Below are 15,135 nucleotides of genomic sequence, written 5' to 3'. Positions count from 1 at the left end.
AGATTCGACTGTCAAATATGATGGTCGAATCTTTTTCGTTATAGGTTGCTTGTATTACATAGGTATATATCTATCTTCTTTAGAGGCCACTTTTTTTATATTCAAAATATGTAGTGAAATAAAACCAGTAAGCCCTATTCCGCCAAAAATAAGCCATGGTGTATACATTTCGTTTAAATTTGATGTAAACCATGTACCGATATAGTTACCGATGATAAAACCAAATGCGAGTGATAGTTGATAAAATCCGAAGTAAGTAGCTGTATATGATTCATTACTGTAATTTGCAGTGGCGATATCAACGTTAGGTAATACGAGTGTTTCACCGATTGTAAAGAAAATTACACAAATAAATAGCCAATATGGGTGTTGAAATAAAGGAATGAGTAAAAAGGAAATACTCATTAATAAAACACCGTATTTAATAAAGGAAAGGGTGTTGTATTTAAGAAAGGGTTTTCGAAATAGCACCATAAATATGACGCCTGTTATTGCATTTATCGTAATGACTAATGTAGCAAGTTGATTGCTATTACTAATGTTTTTCATATGAAGTGGAAGTGCGACAGTAAGCTGAGTAAACATAATATAGAAGAAAATCATGATAAATGAAAACAGAAGGAAAGACTTGTTTTGTAAGATGGCCTGTATTCCTAATGTAATAGACGTATTTTCAGTAGTGACTTGGAAGTGGTTTTTAAGTAAGTAAAAGATTAAAGCAAATATCAGCATAAGAGATCCTGTTAGAGAGAAAGCATAGATTGGATCGAGTAAGAGCAAGAACCCTCCTGCAATTGGTCCGATTATTGCACCACAATTAAAGCTAAGGTTTAAATATGTAAATAAATTTTTTCTTGTATGAGCTGGTTGTGATCCAAATATAGCGCGAGCAGCAGGTTCATAAAATGCAGTTCCGAAGCCAATAAGTGCAGAAGAAATAGAAATCGTATAGAATTCAGAACATATTCCTAAAGTGATAAATCCGATTCCTCTCAAAAATAATCCAGCTATCATCATAATGATATATCCTATTTTGTCAGCAATTAATCCTGAGAATAAAGGGATAACTCGTGATGTAATTATTATAACCGTCAACACTGTTCCTACTTGGACAGCAGAAAAATGAAGAAAGGTTAATAGATAAATAGCTAAAAATGCGTATACTGCAAAATACCCAAAAGACATAAAAAATGAAGAAATAAGCATGAAACGTATCGGTGTTGAGAAACTTTTCATAGAAATCCTCCTAATTATGTAACCAGTAAAATTATTTGATGGTTAACTATTTTATATTATAATTATACATAAAGTCAGAAAAAAGTAAATTTTAAGAAGAAGGTGGATCAAATTGAATCAAAACGCTCCAAATGAACTAGAATATATTCGGGAATTTTTAAATACATGGAGAATACCAAACGATACGAGAGAGCCAATTGATTTGCTGCAAACAGAAGAGGATATAAAGAAATTTATGAAAGAATATTTTCATGAAGAGCTTCTATTTCATACGATAGAAGAATTAAAAAGTTTTCGAGAAGATATTCGGGCGGCAATTGAAGGTGAGGGATCATTGCAAAAATGGTTAGAGAAATACCCATTTCATGTACATATAAAGGAAGATATGAAAGGTATTACATATGAACCAGTATACGAAGAGAATGTGTATACAAAAATATTAAGCATTGTGTTTATCTCGATTCAAGAAAATTTGTGGGGAAGGTTAAAAGCATGTCCAGATTGCCGTTGGGTATTTTACGATCATTCGCGAAATGGAAGCAAAAGATGGTGCGGTATGTATGCTGGTGAAGAAGGAGGCAGAGCATGCGGTACAATTGCAAAAGTGAAAAATTACCGCGCGAAGAGAAAAGGAAGAACGGGTTATAATGTGTAATTACTATTAGGGGAAGAAAAATGGATGGGGGAATGTAGCATATGAAAGGTACACAAATGATAGCATTAAATAAAAAGTGTTGGGATACAGTTGCACCTTATTTTTTTCAAGTGGATTGTTTACCGAAATATGGCCCATATACAGCGTCTGAAGATGAAATTCATTTGTTTGATTCAATTAAAGGTAAAAAGGTTCTTGATATTGGATGTGGAAGTGGGCATTCGCTGAAATATATGGCGGAACATGGCGCAGAAGAATTGTGGGGACTTGATCTTTCGAGCACACAAATTGAAACGGCACATAAAACGTTACAGTCGTGGAATCCGAAGTTAATATGTGGAGCAATGGAAGAGGAAGTGGATATTCCGAAAGGGTATTTTGATATTGTATATTCCATTTATGCATTAGGTTGGACTTCAGATTTAAGAAAAACGTTGGAACTAATATATTCATATGTAAAGCCAGGAGGAAGCTTTGTTTTTAGCTGGGAGCATCCCGTATATTCAAACTTAATGTATGGAACAGAGGAGATTGCTTTCAGCTCGTCTTATCATGAAGAAACTCCTATTACGTTTGAAACATTTAAAGGGGAAGATGTACAAGCGACATTATATAAACGAAAAATGAGTACATACATAAATGAGTTAAATAGAGTTGGTTTTACAATTGAGAGGATTGAAGAGCCTGAACCATCGAGCTTGTTTGATGAAGAACTAGCTGAGCCGTCTACGAAATATTATTCTTTACATAAAGCTAGGATGGTGCCGACTACTTTTATTGTGAAAGCGAGAAAGTAATGTGTTTTATAAAAAGAAGCCTATTATTTCAAATGAATGAAATGATAGGCTTCTTTATTTTTTTTTAAATGAGGTCAGATGTGTACTTTTCTTATAAAAATGCATTTCATATAAAAGGTGTAATTATTTTGGTGGAAGGGGGATTGTTGTGCGTCATCATAGAAAGTGCAAAAAATTTGGAGTGGCACTGCCTCTTCCACTTATAGGAGCAACTGGTCCAACAGGTAATAGTGGTCCAATCGGTCCAACTGGAGGGCATGAAGGTCCTGTTGGTCCTACAGGGGTGACTGGACCGACGGGAGCAACTGGGTCCCAAGGTCCTCAAGGTATCAGGGGAATACAAGGTCCACGGGGGACAACAGGAGCACAAGGAATACAAGGAGCTATTGGTAATACAGGAGAGCAAGGTGTAACAGGTCCAACTGGCCTCCAAGGTCCTCAAGGATTAATTGGAAACCAAGGTCCAACGGGTGATAGTGGAGTACAAGGATTAGAAGGAATACAAGGAATTGCAGGCCCAACTGGTAGTCAAGGAATACAAGGTCCCCAAGGAATACAAGGAGAGATAGGTGAGCGAGGACAAACGGGAGCACAAGGAATGCAAGGTGTGATAGGTGAAGCTGGTATTACAGGTGTAACAGGTCCTCAAGGTTCCCAAGGAGCGCAAGGAATACAAGGGGAGGATGGAACTACAGGTATACAAGGAGAAGAAGGTCTACAAGGAATACAAGGAATTACTGGAGAGCAAGGACACCAAGGTGATCAAGGTATACAAGGTGTAGTAGGCCCAACTGGTTCTACTGGTCCACAAGGCCCTCAAGGTATAAGCGGAATAAAGGGAATAACAGGTGTAATAGGGGCTCAAGGTCCATCAGGTATTCAAGGAATACAGGGGATAAACGGATCCACAGGTTTTCAAGGAGTAAAAGGAATACGAGGGATAACAGGAGCAACCGGACCTACTGGTACACAAGGTCCAGTAGGTCCGCCTGGTGGACCAACAGGAACAACCGGTCCAATTGGTCCGTCTAGTGGAGTGACTGGTCCATCTGGTCCACCCGGTCCACCTGGGGGACCAACAGGTCCAACGGGTGAAACTGGTGCGCGGGGTGTAACAGGGGGAACTGGTGCGATAGGAGCACAAGGATTACAAGGAATAACTGGTCCAACTGGTCCTCAAGGTGTAAGAGGGGCACAAGGAGCTCAAGGTGTAGTGGGAGCAGTTGGAGTACAAGGCGCACAAGGTTCTCAAGGTAACCAAGGAATAACAGGGGCAACTGGTGTAGAAGGTCCACAAGGAATACAAGGTCCGCGGGGAGAAAGCGGTCCAACGGGTGCAGAAGGCCCTAAAGGAGTGCAAGGTATACAAGGAGTAACTGGTCCAACAGGAGCACAAGGAATGCAAGGGTTACAAGGTATACAAGGTCCAACAGGAGTGGCAGGAGCTGCAGGAGCTCAAGGTGCACAAGGCATACAAGGCGCAACTGGGCCAGCTGGAGCACAAGGCATACAAGGTGCACAAGGAATCCGAGGAGAAACAGGGGCAGCTGGAGTACAAGGAATTCAAGGAGTTCAAGGGATACAAGGAATAACGGGATTGACCGGTCCTCAAGGTGCACAAGGTCCTCAAGGAGTGCAAGGAATAATAGGGCCGACTGGAGCTATTGGTTTGCAAGGACCTCAAGGAATACAAGGTATAGTAGGCACAACAGGAGCGCAAGGCTCTCAAGGAATGCAAGGCATACAAGGAATAACAGGTCCGACAGGTGCGCAAGGAATTAGAGGTCCCCAAGGGAATCTAGGAGAAAACGGGATAACCGGTCCTCAAGGGGTGCAAGGTGCACAAGGTATTGAGGGACCCGAGGGACCACAAGGAAATATTGGGGCTACAGGCGTAACTGGAGAAACAGGAGCGACAGGAGAAGTAGGGACGACAGGAGCACAAGGAATACAAGGCGTTCAAGGGATTATGGGGATACAAGGAAGTACAGGAATGACCGGACCAACTGGAGCAACGGGAGTAACCGGGATACAAGGTTCTCAAGGTATACAAGGCCCACAAGGACCAACTGGAGCAACGGGAACGACAGGGGTTAGCGGTAGTGTAGGACCGGCCGGAGCGCAAGGGAGTCAAGGACCTATTGGAGCTGTGGGACTTACCGGAGCCACTGGTAGTATAGGGCCTATAGGTTTCTTAGGAACAGCAGGTGCAACAGGGGCGACTGGCTTACCTAGCGGGGGCGGTTATTTCTTTTCTACTTCAACGAGTACAATTGCAGCGAATGCGTTAATACCAATTAATTCCGGATCTACAGTTTTTGGTTTTGGTGTAAGTTTAACAAATGCAACAACTGTAATGTTAAGTACGCCGGGAATCTATTTAGTAAGCTATTATTTTCAAGGTGATCCAAATGGGGGGAATGAAACGATTTCCGTGAGGCTTACTTTAAATGGAACACAAGTCGCAGGGAGTTTTATTCTTTATGTTACAGGAGGTACTTTTATATTAGAACCAGCGATTTCTAATACGATGGTCATTAATGTTACTTCTTCAAATGCTACTTTATCTTTACAAAATGGCCCATTATCTATTGGGCATGTAACGACATTATCTGGTGTGATAACAGCTAGTTTAAATGTATTAAAAATAGTTTGATACGTTAGTTATAACGGGGGAGATGCTTGTGAAGGATCAAGATAAGTGTAGTAAGTTTCAAGCACCTATTCCTTTTCCAGCGTCAGGTATTACGGGACCAACAGGTCCAACGGGTCCGACAGGTTCTTTAGGTGGACCAACTGGACCACAAGGAATACAAGGCGTACAAGGGCCAATTGGTCCAACGGGTCCGACAGGAATACAAGGAGTGCAAGGGGTGCAGGGAGAAAATGGTCCAACCGGCCCAACTGGTTTAACTGGACCACAAGGTTCTCAAGGTAATCAAGGACCTATGGGAGAACGAGGCCCACAGGGAATACAAGGTGTTCAAGGAATACAAGGAGAAATCGGTCCAACGGGTCCAACAGGTATTCAAGGAATACAAGGAATTCCTGGCTCAATCGGTCCAACCGGTCCAACAGGAATACAGGGCGTACAAGGAGTGCAAGGAGAAATCGGTCCAACCGGCCCAACAGGAATACAAGGTATACAAGGAGTGCAAGGAGAAAATGGTCCAACGGGTCCAACTGGAAATACTGGTATACAAGGGGTGCAAGGTAATTTAGGAAGTAGTGGTTTACAAGGTGTAACAGGAATACAAGGTATTCAGGGACCAATTGGCCCGACTGGTCCAACAGGATCTCAAGGGATTCAAGGAGAACAAGGGCCAATGGGACCAACAGGGGCAACTGGCGTCCAAGGTTTACAAGGTCCACAAGGTGAGATGGGGCTAACCGGTCCAACAGGATCTCAAGGAATTCAAGGAGTACAAGGTGTAATAGGACCAACTGGCCCAACAGGCTTGCAAGGAGATCCAGGTCCAACAGGCTCGACCGGTCTAACAGGAGTAACTGGTCCAACAGGATCTGCAACAGGTCCAACGGGAGCAACCGGCCCAACCGGCCCGCCAGGAGGTCCGACCGGTCCAACAGGTCCAGCAGGATCACCAGGAGGTCCAACAGGCCTGACGGGAGCAACTGGTGCAACCGGGGCGACCGGAGCAACGGGAGCGACTGGAATTCAAGGAGTGCAAGGAGTACAGGGACCAACTGGAGCAACAGGTTTAACTGGGTTGCAAGGAGTGCAGGGACCAATGGGGGCAACTGGTCCAACGGGTGATCAAGGTATTCAAGGACCTCAAGGTGTAATGGGAGTAACAGGTCCAACCGGTCTACAAGGTTTACAAGGGATACAGGGACCGGTAGGAGCAACCGGCCCAACCGGCCCGCAAGGTGTGCAAGGGGCACAGGGGCCAATCGGGCAGGCAGGCCCACAAGGAATTCAAGGCATACAAGGTGAGCAAGGCGTAAGGGGAGCAACGGGTCCAACTGGTTTACAGGGGTTACAAGGGATTCAAGGCATACAGGGACCAACTGGACCCCAAGGAATCCAAGGAGTACAAGGGCTAAGCGGCATAACAGGCCCAACCGGTCCACAAGGAATTCAAGGAATGCAGGGCCCTCAAGGAAATATCGGTCCAACCGGCCCACAAGGAATCCAAGGTGTGCAAGGACCACAAGGCCCGACCGGTCCGACTGGAGCAACCGGCCCGCAAGGAATTCAGGGAATACAAGGGATACAAGGTCCAACAGGTCCGCAGGGAATTCAAGGTCTGCAAGGAATTCAAGGTCCGATTGGTCCAACCGGCCCAACTGGACCTCAAGGAATCCAAGGAATAACCGGATCAACAGGGGCAACCGGTCTAACAGGTCCAACCGGCCCTACGGGAGTAACAGGTCCACAAGGAATCCAAGGAGTTCAAGGTCCACAAGGGGTAACGGGGCAGGCGGGAGCGACCGGCCCTACGGGAGTAACAGGTCCACAAGGAATCCAAGGAATCCAAGGCCCACAAGGTGTGACGGGGCAGGCGGGAGCAACCGGCCCTACGGGAGTAACAGGTCCACAAGGAATCCAAGGAATCCAAGGCCCACAAGGTGTGACGGGGCAGGCGGGAGCAACCGGAGCGACTGGAGTGACAGGAGCAACAGGACCGACAGGAATCCAAGGGATACAAGGAATCACCGGAGCAACAGGGAGAACGGGAGTAACAGGCCCAACCGGGGCAACGGGTCCAACCGGCTTAACTGGAGCAACAGGATCATCTGCTATATCAACAGGTGGAGGCTATTTCTTTTCTACCTCAACGAGTGCAATTGCCGCAAATGCCAATATTTCAATTAATAGTGGATCTACAGTGTATGGAACAGGAGTATCTTTAACTAGCCCTACAACGGTTACTGTATCCACGCCAGGAATATATTTAGTAAGTTATTATTTTCAAGGGGATGCAACTGGTGGGAATGAAACGGTGTCTGTGAGATTACTATTAAACGGAACACAAGTAGCAGGGAGTTTTATACAAAACGTAACGACCTCAACTGTAGTAATTGAACCAGCCATTTCAAATACGCTTCTTGTGAATGTAACGAGTGCCAATTCAACATTAATATTACAAAATGGTCCGTTAGGGGTAGGGCATGTAACGACCATAGCAGGTGCAATTACAGCAAGTTTAAATGTAGTGAGAATTTTATAAAAAACATCAAAAACACAAGGAATGTCTTTTAGACACACCTTGTGTTTTTGATGTTAAATGAACCAGTTCTTTATCTTTTTGGTTGAAAAATATGTTGAAAGAAGTATTTGTGATGTAAGTTATCTACAATTTTATTTGCTTGGTATGTGCGATGTTGTTCGAGTCGAAGTCTTTGCTCCATCATTTTGATTGCGTGATCAGATAAACGTAACATAGCGCATGTCTCCTTTTCTATAAATATAGGTGTCTATTTGGTATCGATCCCATATTTATAATTAAGGAGGCAAAATGTGTAACATAGGCAAAAAGCACCTTCCTCTCCCATTACGCTTACGAGGTTAGCTGTCGGACTCGGGAAGTGAGAGTTTCCCTACTTAAATAAGATTCGCCCCAAGTAGCATAGCTACAAAAGTGGTTCCCCCGCTCCAAAATTTGGACTCAGCAAAAGGTTTTATAGAGTAAAAGATAACATAAATAATCAGGTTAGTCAAACTATTTATTGTTTTCTGTCTTTTTTAATGAGGTTAAAATCACACCATCAGGCAATACGATATTTTGTATTTCGATAAAGCCATGTTTTTTATATAAAGACAAAGCAGGTGTATTTTCTTTCCCTGTTTGTACAATATATGTTTTCGAAGAGGAGAACATGTCAAATATATATAGTAATAGCTTCGTCGCAATTCCTTTATGGAAATGATCAGGGGATACTACTAAACGATGAATATCCACTTCTTCTTCATCTATTTTAAAAGAAATAAAACCAGCAAGTGTATCTTCATAAAAATAGCCGTAGAAAATTTCATCACATGATTGAATATCGGCTACAGTATCATAAAGGCGAGGGATAGCTGTACTATTTATATATTTTGCTTCGATTTCATAAGCAGGTATTTGAATATTTAAAATAGAAGTAGCCGTGTTGTGAGAAGTTGGTATTAATTTTTGAATCATAGCGTAAAAACCTCCTTGTAGACTTTATTTTCGTAGATTTGACAACATTTTTCTTTTTTGGATATAATAATTATAATAGTTACATAATCATTTAGTATTAGAAAGAAATACACCATAATAGAAATGGAGGACTAAAAATGGGGTGGATTATCACATTAATAGTTGGTGCTATTATAGGTGCAATTGCTAGTTCTATAACGGGTAAAAATTTCCCAGGCGGTATGTTCGGCAATATAATCGCAGGTTTATTAGGTGCTTCGTTAGGCGGTAGATTATTTGGATCTTTTGGGCCATCTTTTGGTGGGATTCATGTTGTGCCAGCATTATTAGGAGCAATCGTGTTAATTTTTATTGTATCATTTGTAGTGAAAGCTGCAAAGAAATAGATATATAGATTATGATGAAAAGCCCTGAATAAGGGCTTTTCATCATTCGAAGAGGTGGTTTCGTTGGAGAAAATAAGTATAAGAAAAAGAGATAAGCTGAAAAAGTTTTTTAGAGAACACAATTATTTAGCAGTGTTACTTGGGTTTGCACTATTGTTCATTAATATTTTACTACTAACAAAAATATCATTTGTTTTTACACCGTTTATCGTCTTTTTAAAAACAATTTTCTTCCCGGTATTATTAGCGGGCGTACTATTTTACATTTTGCATCCATTCGTTTCGCTTTTAGAAAAGAAAGGTGTTTCAAGAATCGTATCAATAGCCTCGATATACTTAATCGTAATTGGATTATTTGTGTTTTTAGTTTTAACGGTTATTCCAATTATTAAAGATCAAATTGATGCATTAATAGATAACTTACCGTATTTCGGTCATGAAATTGAACGAGCAGCACGTAGATTTGGGGAAAGTAATTTACTAGGAAAAATTCAGGAGAATTTAAATATTGATGTAGCGAGTATGGTAAAAGACTATACAGTTGATTTTACGAAATCTTTATCATCAGTAACAGGAAATGTAACTGGATTTTTAAGTACTATTACAGAGGTCGTTTTAACGTTTGTAATGGTTCCGTTTATATTGTTCTATCTTTTAAAAGATGGTGAGCAATTACCAAATCACTTTTTAAAGTTTATTTCAGAACAAAGACGACCAGCAGCGATGAGAATACTAGACGATATGCATTATGCAATTAGCTCGTATATTAGAGGACAAATTATCGTTAGCTTATTTATCGGTATTATGCTATTAATTGGTTACCTTATTATCGGTATTAAATATGCAGTACTACTCGCTATTTTAGCGATGATTGTAAATATCGTTCCGTACGTAGGACCAATTATCGCAATTACACCAGCGTTAATTATTGCGTTTATTGATTCGCCGGGGATGGTTTTAAAGGTAATTATTGTAATGATGGTTGTACAATTAGCAGAAGGTAAATTTATTTCTCCGCAAGTCATGGGGAAAAAGCTAGATATTCACCCGATTACTATCATTTTTATTATTTTAACTGCCGGAAATTTATTTGGAATTATGGGGATTATTTTAGCAATTCCAGGGTATGCGATATTAAAGGTGTTAGTAACGCATGGTTATCGATTTGTTAAGTTGAATACGTAGGAAAAAGAGCTAAAACAGTATTATCTGTTTTAGCTCTTTTTTATTAACAATTGATGTGCATATTGGCGTGCCCATTGATCCGCTTCTAATATAGCATCTAGTGAAGGATCTTTTACGTTATGATGGGCTTCAACTGTTTTGTAAATTGTTTTTTCAATATCGAAAAAGGCAATTTCATTTTTTAAGAATAGTGCATTCGCAATTTCATTTGCTGCGTTTAATACAGCAGGAGTAGTACCACCAATTTTGCCACATTCATATGCGTATTGTAGACAAGGAAACTTCTCTAAATCTGGTTTTTCAAAATGTAAACTACCGATTTCTAATAAATTTAATTTTTCATAGGAAGAAGGTAGCCGAGTAGGGTAGTGAAACGCATATTGAATCGGCATCCTCATATCAGGAGCACCGAGCTGCGCTATAACTGATCCATCAATAAACTCTACTAAAGAATGAATAATACTTTCTTTATGAATCATTACATCAATTTTTTCATAAGGAATATCAAATAGCCATCTTGCTTCCATTACTTCGAATCCTTTATTCATTAATGTGGCAGAATCAATCGTTAATTTTGCCCCCATTAACCAGTTTGGGTGCTTTAAAGCATCTTTTGCTTGTAGAGTGTTCATTTCTTCACGTGTTTTATCACGGAATGCACCGCCAGAAGCTGTAACGATTAATTTGTCAATTTCTTTATTATTTTCTCCGTTTAAACATTGGAAAATAGCTGAATGTTCGCTATCGACTGGAATTAAACGACATCCGTTTTGTTTGGCCAGTTCAGTTACAATATGACCAGCTGCAACTAACGTTTCTTTATTAGCGATAGCAATATCTTTCTTCGCTTTTAATGCTTCAATTGTTGGGAGTAATCCTGAAACACCAACGACGGAACTTAATACAAGATTTGAATCAGGGTGAGTAGCTACCGCAATTAAGCCATCTGTTCCGTATGTAATTTTTACGTTGGTTGAAATACGCGTACGAAGCGTGTCTGCTAATTCTTTTGTCGCGACGCTTACAATGCGAGGTTGAAACGTTTTGATTTGTTGCTCAAGAAGCTCGATATTATAATTTGCGGTTAAACCGACGATTTTAAAATGTTCGGGATGAGCTGAAACGACATCTAATGCAGACGTGCCGATAGATCCTGTTGAACCTAAAATGGATATATATTTTACCATGAAAAAACCTCCAAAGTTGTTTCGAGTATTTCTGCAAACCTATATAATATTAGACAATTGAAGTGGAAATTCCTGCTAAATAAAATAGAAAATTTTGGTTTGTTTAGAAGTGAAATGTGATAAACTGTAAAAAATAACGAAAAGCGATGAAAGAGAAGAGTACATATTCGAAACTTTTCAGAGAGCTGATGTGTGGTGGAAATCAGTAAGGGATGAATATAGAATGGGCTCTGGAGCTTCTAACTGAAATGAGTAGGTAAAGACGGTTGCTTCACGTTAAGAAGTTGAAGTGAGCTAACAATAGCTAATTAAGGTGGTACCGCGGGAGTCTCTCGTCCTTTTTTAAGGATGAGGGGCTCTTTTTGTTTTGAGAAAGGAGGAGTTAGGATGAGTGAGAAAATAATGTTAACAGGAATTAAGCCGACAGGTTATCCGCATTTAGGAAATTATATTGGTGCAATTAAACCTGCGTTGCAAATGTCAAAGAAGAATGAAGGGAAAGCATTGTATTTTATAGCTGATTATCACGCGTTAAATGCTGTGCATGATCCGAGCCAGTTTAGTAGTTATACGAAAGAGGTAGCAGCTACTTGGTTATCGCTTGGACTTGGAGAAGATGTTATTTTTTATAGGCAAACAGAAGTGCCGGAGATTCTAGAATTAGCTTGGATATTAGCTTGCCTAACTCCGAAAGGGCTTATGAACCGTGCTCATGCGTATAAAGCGAAAGTAGAGCAAAATAAAGAAGCGGGTTTAGAGGTCGATGCAGGAGTGAATATGGGATTATATACGTATCCGATCTTAATGGCAGCTGACATATTGCTATTTCAGGCTACGCATGTGCCAGTCGGAAAAGACCAAATTCAGCATATTGAAATTGCGCGTGATATTGCGACGTATTTTAATCATACTTTTGGCACGACATTTACACTTCCGGAGTATGTCATACCAGAAGAGGGTGCAATATTACCAGGGCTTGATGGAAGAAAGATGAGTAAAAGTTACGGGAATGTGATCCCGTTATTCGTGGAGCAAGAAAAACTACGAAAGTTAATATTTAAAATCAAAACAGATTCTTCACTTCCAAATGAACCGAAAGAACTAGAAACGTTATTTACAATTTATAAAGAATTTGCAACGGAAGATGAAATGCAGTCAATGCGTGAAAAATATGAAACTGGCATTGGATGGGGCGATGTGAAAAAAGAGTTGTTTCGCGTTGTAGACCGTGAATTAGCTGGGCCACGTGAGAAATATGCTATGTATATGAATGAACCGAATTTATTATATGAAGCGTTGGAAAAAGGTGCTGAGCGGGCGCGGACTATTGCGAAGGTAAATTTAACAGAAATTAAGAAACGGATTGGATTTGAGAGGGAGCACTGAGCGTTCCCTCTTTTTTCTCTATAACTTATTCGTCATATCGATGAGTAAAGCAAGGAGTTCGCATATTCTTTTGAAACTTATTAGTTGCATATATTAAAAAGTATGCTACTATAGGGTTACTTATTAAACATGTTTAATAAGTATAATGAAAGTCACTTAATAAAGATGTTTAATAAGTAGGGTTCATTTGATTACAAAGGAGATGATTCTATGAAAACAGAAAAAGAAAAGATGTTAGCGGGAGAAATGTATATTGCGGATGACGAAGAATTAGTAGCTGATAGGGTGGAGGCAAAACGTTTAACACGTCTTTATAACGAGGCGATGGAGACAGGAGATGAGAGGCGTTTTACATTATTAAATCAGCTTTTAGGTTCTTCAGCTGACGGGGCATCACATATTAAACCTACTTTTCGTTGTGATTATGGTTACAATATCCATATTGGAAAGAATTTTTTCTCCAATTTCAATTGTGTGATTTTAGACGTTTGTGAAGTGCGAATTGGGGATAATTGTATGTTTGCACCTGGTGTTCACATTTATACTGCTACTCATCCTTTACACCCGGTAGAGCGGAATTCTGGTAAAGAATATGGAAAGCCTGTAAAGATTGGTAACAATGTTTGGGTAGGCGGGGGAGCTATTATTAACCCTGGTATTTCAATTGGAGATAACGCTGTAATTGCTTCAGGGGCAGTTGTGACAAAAGATGTACCTAATAATGTAGTAGTTGGTGGTAACCCAGCTAAAGTTATTAAAACGATAGACGTATAGAAATCGTTTTTTATGAGTGCATGAATAAACAGATGTTGTATCGTATAGAAAATGTGAAAGGTGTTTCATATAAAGAAAAATAGTGCGGAAAATCGTACGAAGACATTACTTACTTCTTGAAACGCTCTTTTTCTTATTTGTTTTGCTGGTTTTCTCGTTTGCTGTAATTTTCTCTCATAGGTTATACACAATTTTTAAGTATACTAGGGGAAGCATTCGGAATACTGCTAGTAGAAATATATCATCTTTATTGCTTTAGAAAATGATGTATGATATATTGTCAACGCAACTTATTAAAAGTGTTTAATAAGTATGTTGATTAAGGTGGTGAACGATTTGAGTGAACAGTTTGTTACTCAAAAATCGATTAAAGAGACAATCCTTCGTGGCATTCGTAAAGTTCTTTTAGAGCGAGGTAGTGCAACGAAAGTTGAGCTTAGTAATACATTAGAAATTAGTTTTCCAACGATAAGTAAATTTATAGAAAAAATGAAACAAGACGGTGAAGTCACTTTAGCTGGTTTAGATGATTCAAGTGGTGGAAGAAGAGCGAAACGATATGAATATAATCCAGAATATATGTTAGGTTTAGCGATATTTTTAGAAAAAAATGAAACAAACTATACAATTTTCAACTGTTTAGGGGAAGTAAAAGAACAGGGGAGTACTTCAAGTATGTTAATTGATACGGGCGTAAATGTATTATCTAAACATATTGAAAGGCTTATCGCTACATTCCCGAAAATAAGCTCTATATCAATTGGTGTGCCTGGTTCGGTTGATAATGGTCGTATTTTTTATATTCCTGGATATGAAAAGTTCCAAAATTTTAATTTGAAAAGTCATTTGGAGGAACAGTTTTCTATACCAGTAGTAATAGAAAATGATATGAATGCTGCTGTGCTTGGTTATTATAAAAACAATGGAAACGATGATAATTCCTCTCTTGTATATTTGTATTCCGGTCAAAATGGTCCAGGTGCAGGTATTATGGTAAATGGAGATGTCGTACGCGGAAGCACATTTTTCTCAGGAGAGATATCTTTCGTCCCGCAGTATAATAATAAAAATTTCTTGCAAGCTTTGAGAAGTGAAGATTCGAATAATCCAGAGGAATATAATATAGATGCTATTACTCGTTTAATCGCTACATGTATAGCTATTATTAACCCGCATGCCTTTATCTTCTGTGATGATGAAGTGAATCAATTTGTTATAGAGCAAATTGTAAAAAGTTGTCCGCAGTACATTCCGGCGGAACATATTCCGAAAATAACAGTGAGCAATTGGAAAGAAGATTATTTATATGGATTAAAAAGTCTAGGACTTGATCTTATGATTACGAGAACAAATAACGAAAATTAAATGTGCTGGCAATGAAGC

General features: G+C 39.7%; 13 protein-coding genes, 1 riboswitch and 1 other annotated feature. Of the genes, 9 read left to right on the top strand and 4 right to left on the bottom strand.

The annotated features are described in order from the left end of the window. Positions 1-54: 54 nt before the first annotated feature. Positions 55-1,236: an MDR family MFS transporter gene (locus ACTFNE_RS10155; protein ID WP_270705071.1), complete on the bottom strand. Its 1,182-nt coding sequence runs from the start codon at positions 1,234-1,236 to the stop codon at positions 55-57. Positions 1,237-1,348: 112 nt separating this feature from the next. On the opposite strand from ACTFNE_RS10155, the gene ACTFNE_RS10150 reads away from it, so the two are divergent. The 4 genes from ACTFNE_RS10150 to ACTFNE_RS10135 all read left to right on the top strand — a co-directional run bounded on the left by ACTFNE_RS10150 (position 1,349) and on the right by ACTFNE_RS10135 (position 7,880). Next, positions 1,349-1,891, top strand: a complete 543-nt coding sequence (locus ACTFNE_RS10150) for a CGNR zinc finger domain-containing protein (RefSeq protein ID WP_046198396.1) — start codon at positions 1,349-1,351, stop codon at positions 1,889-1,891. A gap of 41 nt (positions 1,892-1,932) precedes the next feature. Continuing rightward, a complete protein-coding gene (locus ACTFNE_RS10145) occupies positions 1,933-2,688 on the top strand; it encodes a class I SAM-dependent methyltransferase (protein ID WP_270705072.1) in 756 nt (251 codons plus the stop codon). Positions 2,689-2,836: 148 nt separating this feature from the next. Further along, positions 2,837-5,344 (top strand): collagen-like protein, encoded by a 2,508-nt coding sequence (locus ACTFNE_RS10140; protein ID WP_046198397.1) that lies wholly within the window; start codon positions 2,837-2,839, stop codon positions 5,342-5,344. Positions 5,345-5,366: 22 nt separating this feature from the next. After that, a complete protein-coding gene (locus ACTFNE_RS10135) occupies positions 5,367-7,880 on the top strand; it encodes a BC_3345 family exosporium-associated protein (protein ID WP_046198398.1) in 2,514 nt (837 codons plus the stop codon). Positions 7,881-7,950: 70 nt separating this feature from the next. On the opposite strand, the gene ACTFNE_RS10130 is transcribed toward ACTFNE_RS10135, so the two are convergent. Further along, positions 7,951-8,094: a hypothetical protein gene (locus ACTFNE_RS10130; RefSeq protein WP_000945244.1), complete on the bottom strand. Its 144-nt coding sequence runs from the start codon at positions 8,092-8,094 to the stop codon at positions 7,951-7,953. A 97-nt stretch (positions 8,095-8,191) separates the two neighbouring features. Next, positions 8,192-8,334: riboswitch (cyclic di-AMP (ydaO/yuaA leader) on the bottom strand. 38 nt (positions 8,335-8,372) lie between these two features. Continuing rightward, positions 8,373-8,834: a GNAT family N-acetyltransferase gene (locus ACTFNE_RS10125; RefSeq protein WP_046198399.1), complete on the bottom strand. Its 462-nt coding sequence runs from the start codon at positions 8,832-8,834 to the stop codon at positions 8,373-8,375. Positions 8,835-8,971: 137 nt separating this feature from the next. Here ACTFNE_RS10125 and ACTFNE_RS10120 point away from each other — a divergent pair, with 137 nt between their 5' ends. Both ACTFNE_RS10120 and ACTFNE_RS10115 read left to right on the top strand, forming a co-directional pair. Further along, positions 8,972-9,220, top strand: a complete 249-nt coding sequence (locus ACTFNE_RS10120) for a GlsB/YeaQ/YmgE family stress response membrane protein (RefSeq protein ID WP_000539730.1) — start codon at positions 8,972-8,974, stop codon at positions 9,218-9,220. Between the two features lie 63 nt (positions 9,221-9,283). Further along, positions 9,284-10,405 carry an AI-2E family transporter gene (locus ACTFNE_RS10115; RefSeq protein ID WP_046198400.1) on the top strand — a complete coding sequence of 374 codons (1,122 nt, stop codon included), beginning with the start codon at positions 9,284-9,286 and terminating at the stop codon, positions 10,403-10,405. A gap of 29 nt (positions 10,406-10,434) precedes the next feature. On the opposite strand, the gene ACTFNE_RS10110 is transcribed toward ACTFNE_RS10115, so the two are convergent. Further along, on the bottom strand, positions 10,435-11,592 hold the full coding sequence (locus ACTFNE_RS10110) for a 1-deoxy-D-xylulose-5-phosphate reductoisomerase (RefSeq protein ID WP_048556792.1): 1,158 nt from the start codon (positions 11,590-11,592) through the stop codon (positions 10,435-10,437). A gap of 137 nt (positions 11,593-11,729) precedes the next feature. After that, positions 11,730-11,935 (top strand) — a binding site (T-box leader). A 44-nt stretch (positions 11,936-11,979) separates the two neighbouring features. Here ACTFNE_RS10110 and ACTFNE_RS10105 point away from each other — a divergent pair. The 3 genes from ACTFNE_RS10105 to ACTFNE_RS10095 all read left to right on the top strand — a co-directional run bounded on the left by ACTFNE_RS10105 (position 11,980) and on the right by ACTFNE_RS10095 (position 15,117). Further along, positions 11,980-12,978 (top strand): tryptophan--tRNA ligase, encoded by a 999-nt coding sequence (locus ACTFNE_RS10105; protein ID WP_270705940.1) that lies wholly within the window; start codon positions 11,980-11,982, stop codon positions 12,976-12,978. 210 nt (positions 12,979-13,188) lie between these two features. Next, positions 13,189-13,752, top strand: coding sequence for a maltose acetyltransferase domain-containing protein (locus tag ACTFNE_RS10100; protein WP_046198402.1), 564 nt, complete (start codon positions 13,189-13,191; stop codon positions 13,750-13,752). 336 nt (positions 13,753-14,088) lie between these two features. Continuing rightward, on the top strand, positions 14,089-15,117 hold the full coding sequence (locus tag ACTFNE_RS10095; protein WP_270705941.1) for an ROK family transcriptional regulator: 1,029 nt from the start codon (positions 14,089-14,091) through the stop codon (positions 15,115-15,117). The last annotated feature ends 18 nt before the right edge of the window (positions 15,118-15,135 follow it).

The organism is Bacillus cereus group sp. MYBKT111-2, assembly GCF_051915205.1.
Lineage (GTDB): Bacteria > Bacillota > Bacilli > Bacillales > Bacillaceae_G > Bacillus_A > Bacillus_A paranthracis.
This window is presented reverse-complemented; position numbering and strand designations above follow the sequence as displayed.

Excerpts from the sequence above, each read along its gene's own strand:
- ACTFNE_RS10105 (WP_270705940.1), top strand. The coding sequence starts at position 11,980 with ATGAGTGAGAAAATAATGTTAACAGGAATTAAGCCGACAGGTTATCCG.
- ACTFNE_RS10135 (WP_046198398.1), top strand. The coding sequence starts at position 5,367 with ATGCTTGTGAAGGATCAAGATAAGTGTAGTAAGTTTCAAGCACCTATT.
- ACTFNE_RS10110 (WP_048556792.1), bottom strand. The coding sequence starts at position 11,592 with ATGGTAAAATATATATCCATTTTAGGTTCAACAGGATCTATCGGCACG.
- ACTFNE_RS10155 (WP_270705071.1), bottom strand. The coding sequence starts at position 1,236 with ATGAAAAGTTTCTCAACACCGATACGTTTCATGCTTATTTCTTCATTT.
- ACTFNE_RS10120 (WP_000539730.1), top strand. The coding sequence starts at position 8,972 with ATGGGGTGGATTATCACATTAATAGTTGGTGCTATTATAGGTGCAATT.
- ACTFNE_RS10145 (WP_270705072.1), top strand. The coding sequence starts at position 1,933 with ATGAAAGGTACACAAATGATAGCATTAAATAAAAAGTGTTGGGATACA.
- ACTFNE_RS10125 (WP_046198399.1), bottom strand. The coding sequence starts at position 8,834 with ATGATTCAAAAATTAATACCAACTTCTCACAACACGGCTACTTCTATT.
- ACTFNE_RS10100 (WP_046198402.1), top strand. The coding sequence starts at position 13,189 with ATGAAAACAGAAAAAGAAAAGATGTTAGCGGGAGAAATGTATATTGCG.
- ACTFNE_RS10130 (WP_000945244.1), bottom strand. The coding sequence starts at position 8,094 with ATGTTACGTTTATCTGATCACGCAATCAAAATGATGGAGCAAAGACTT.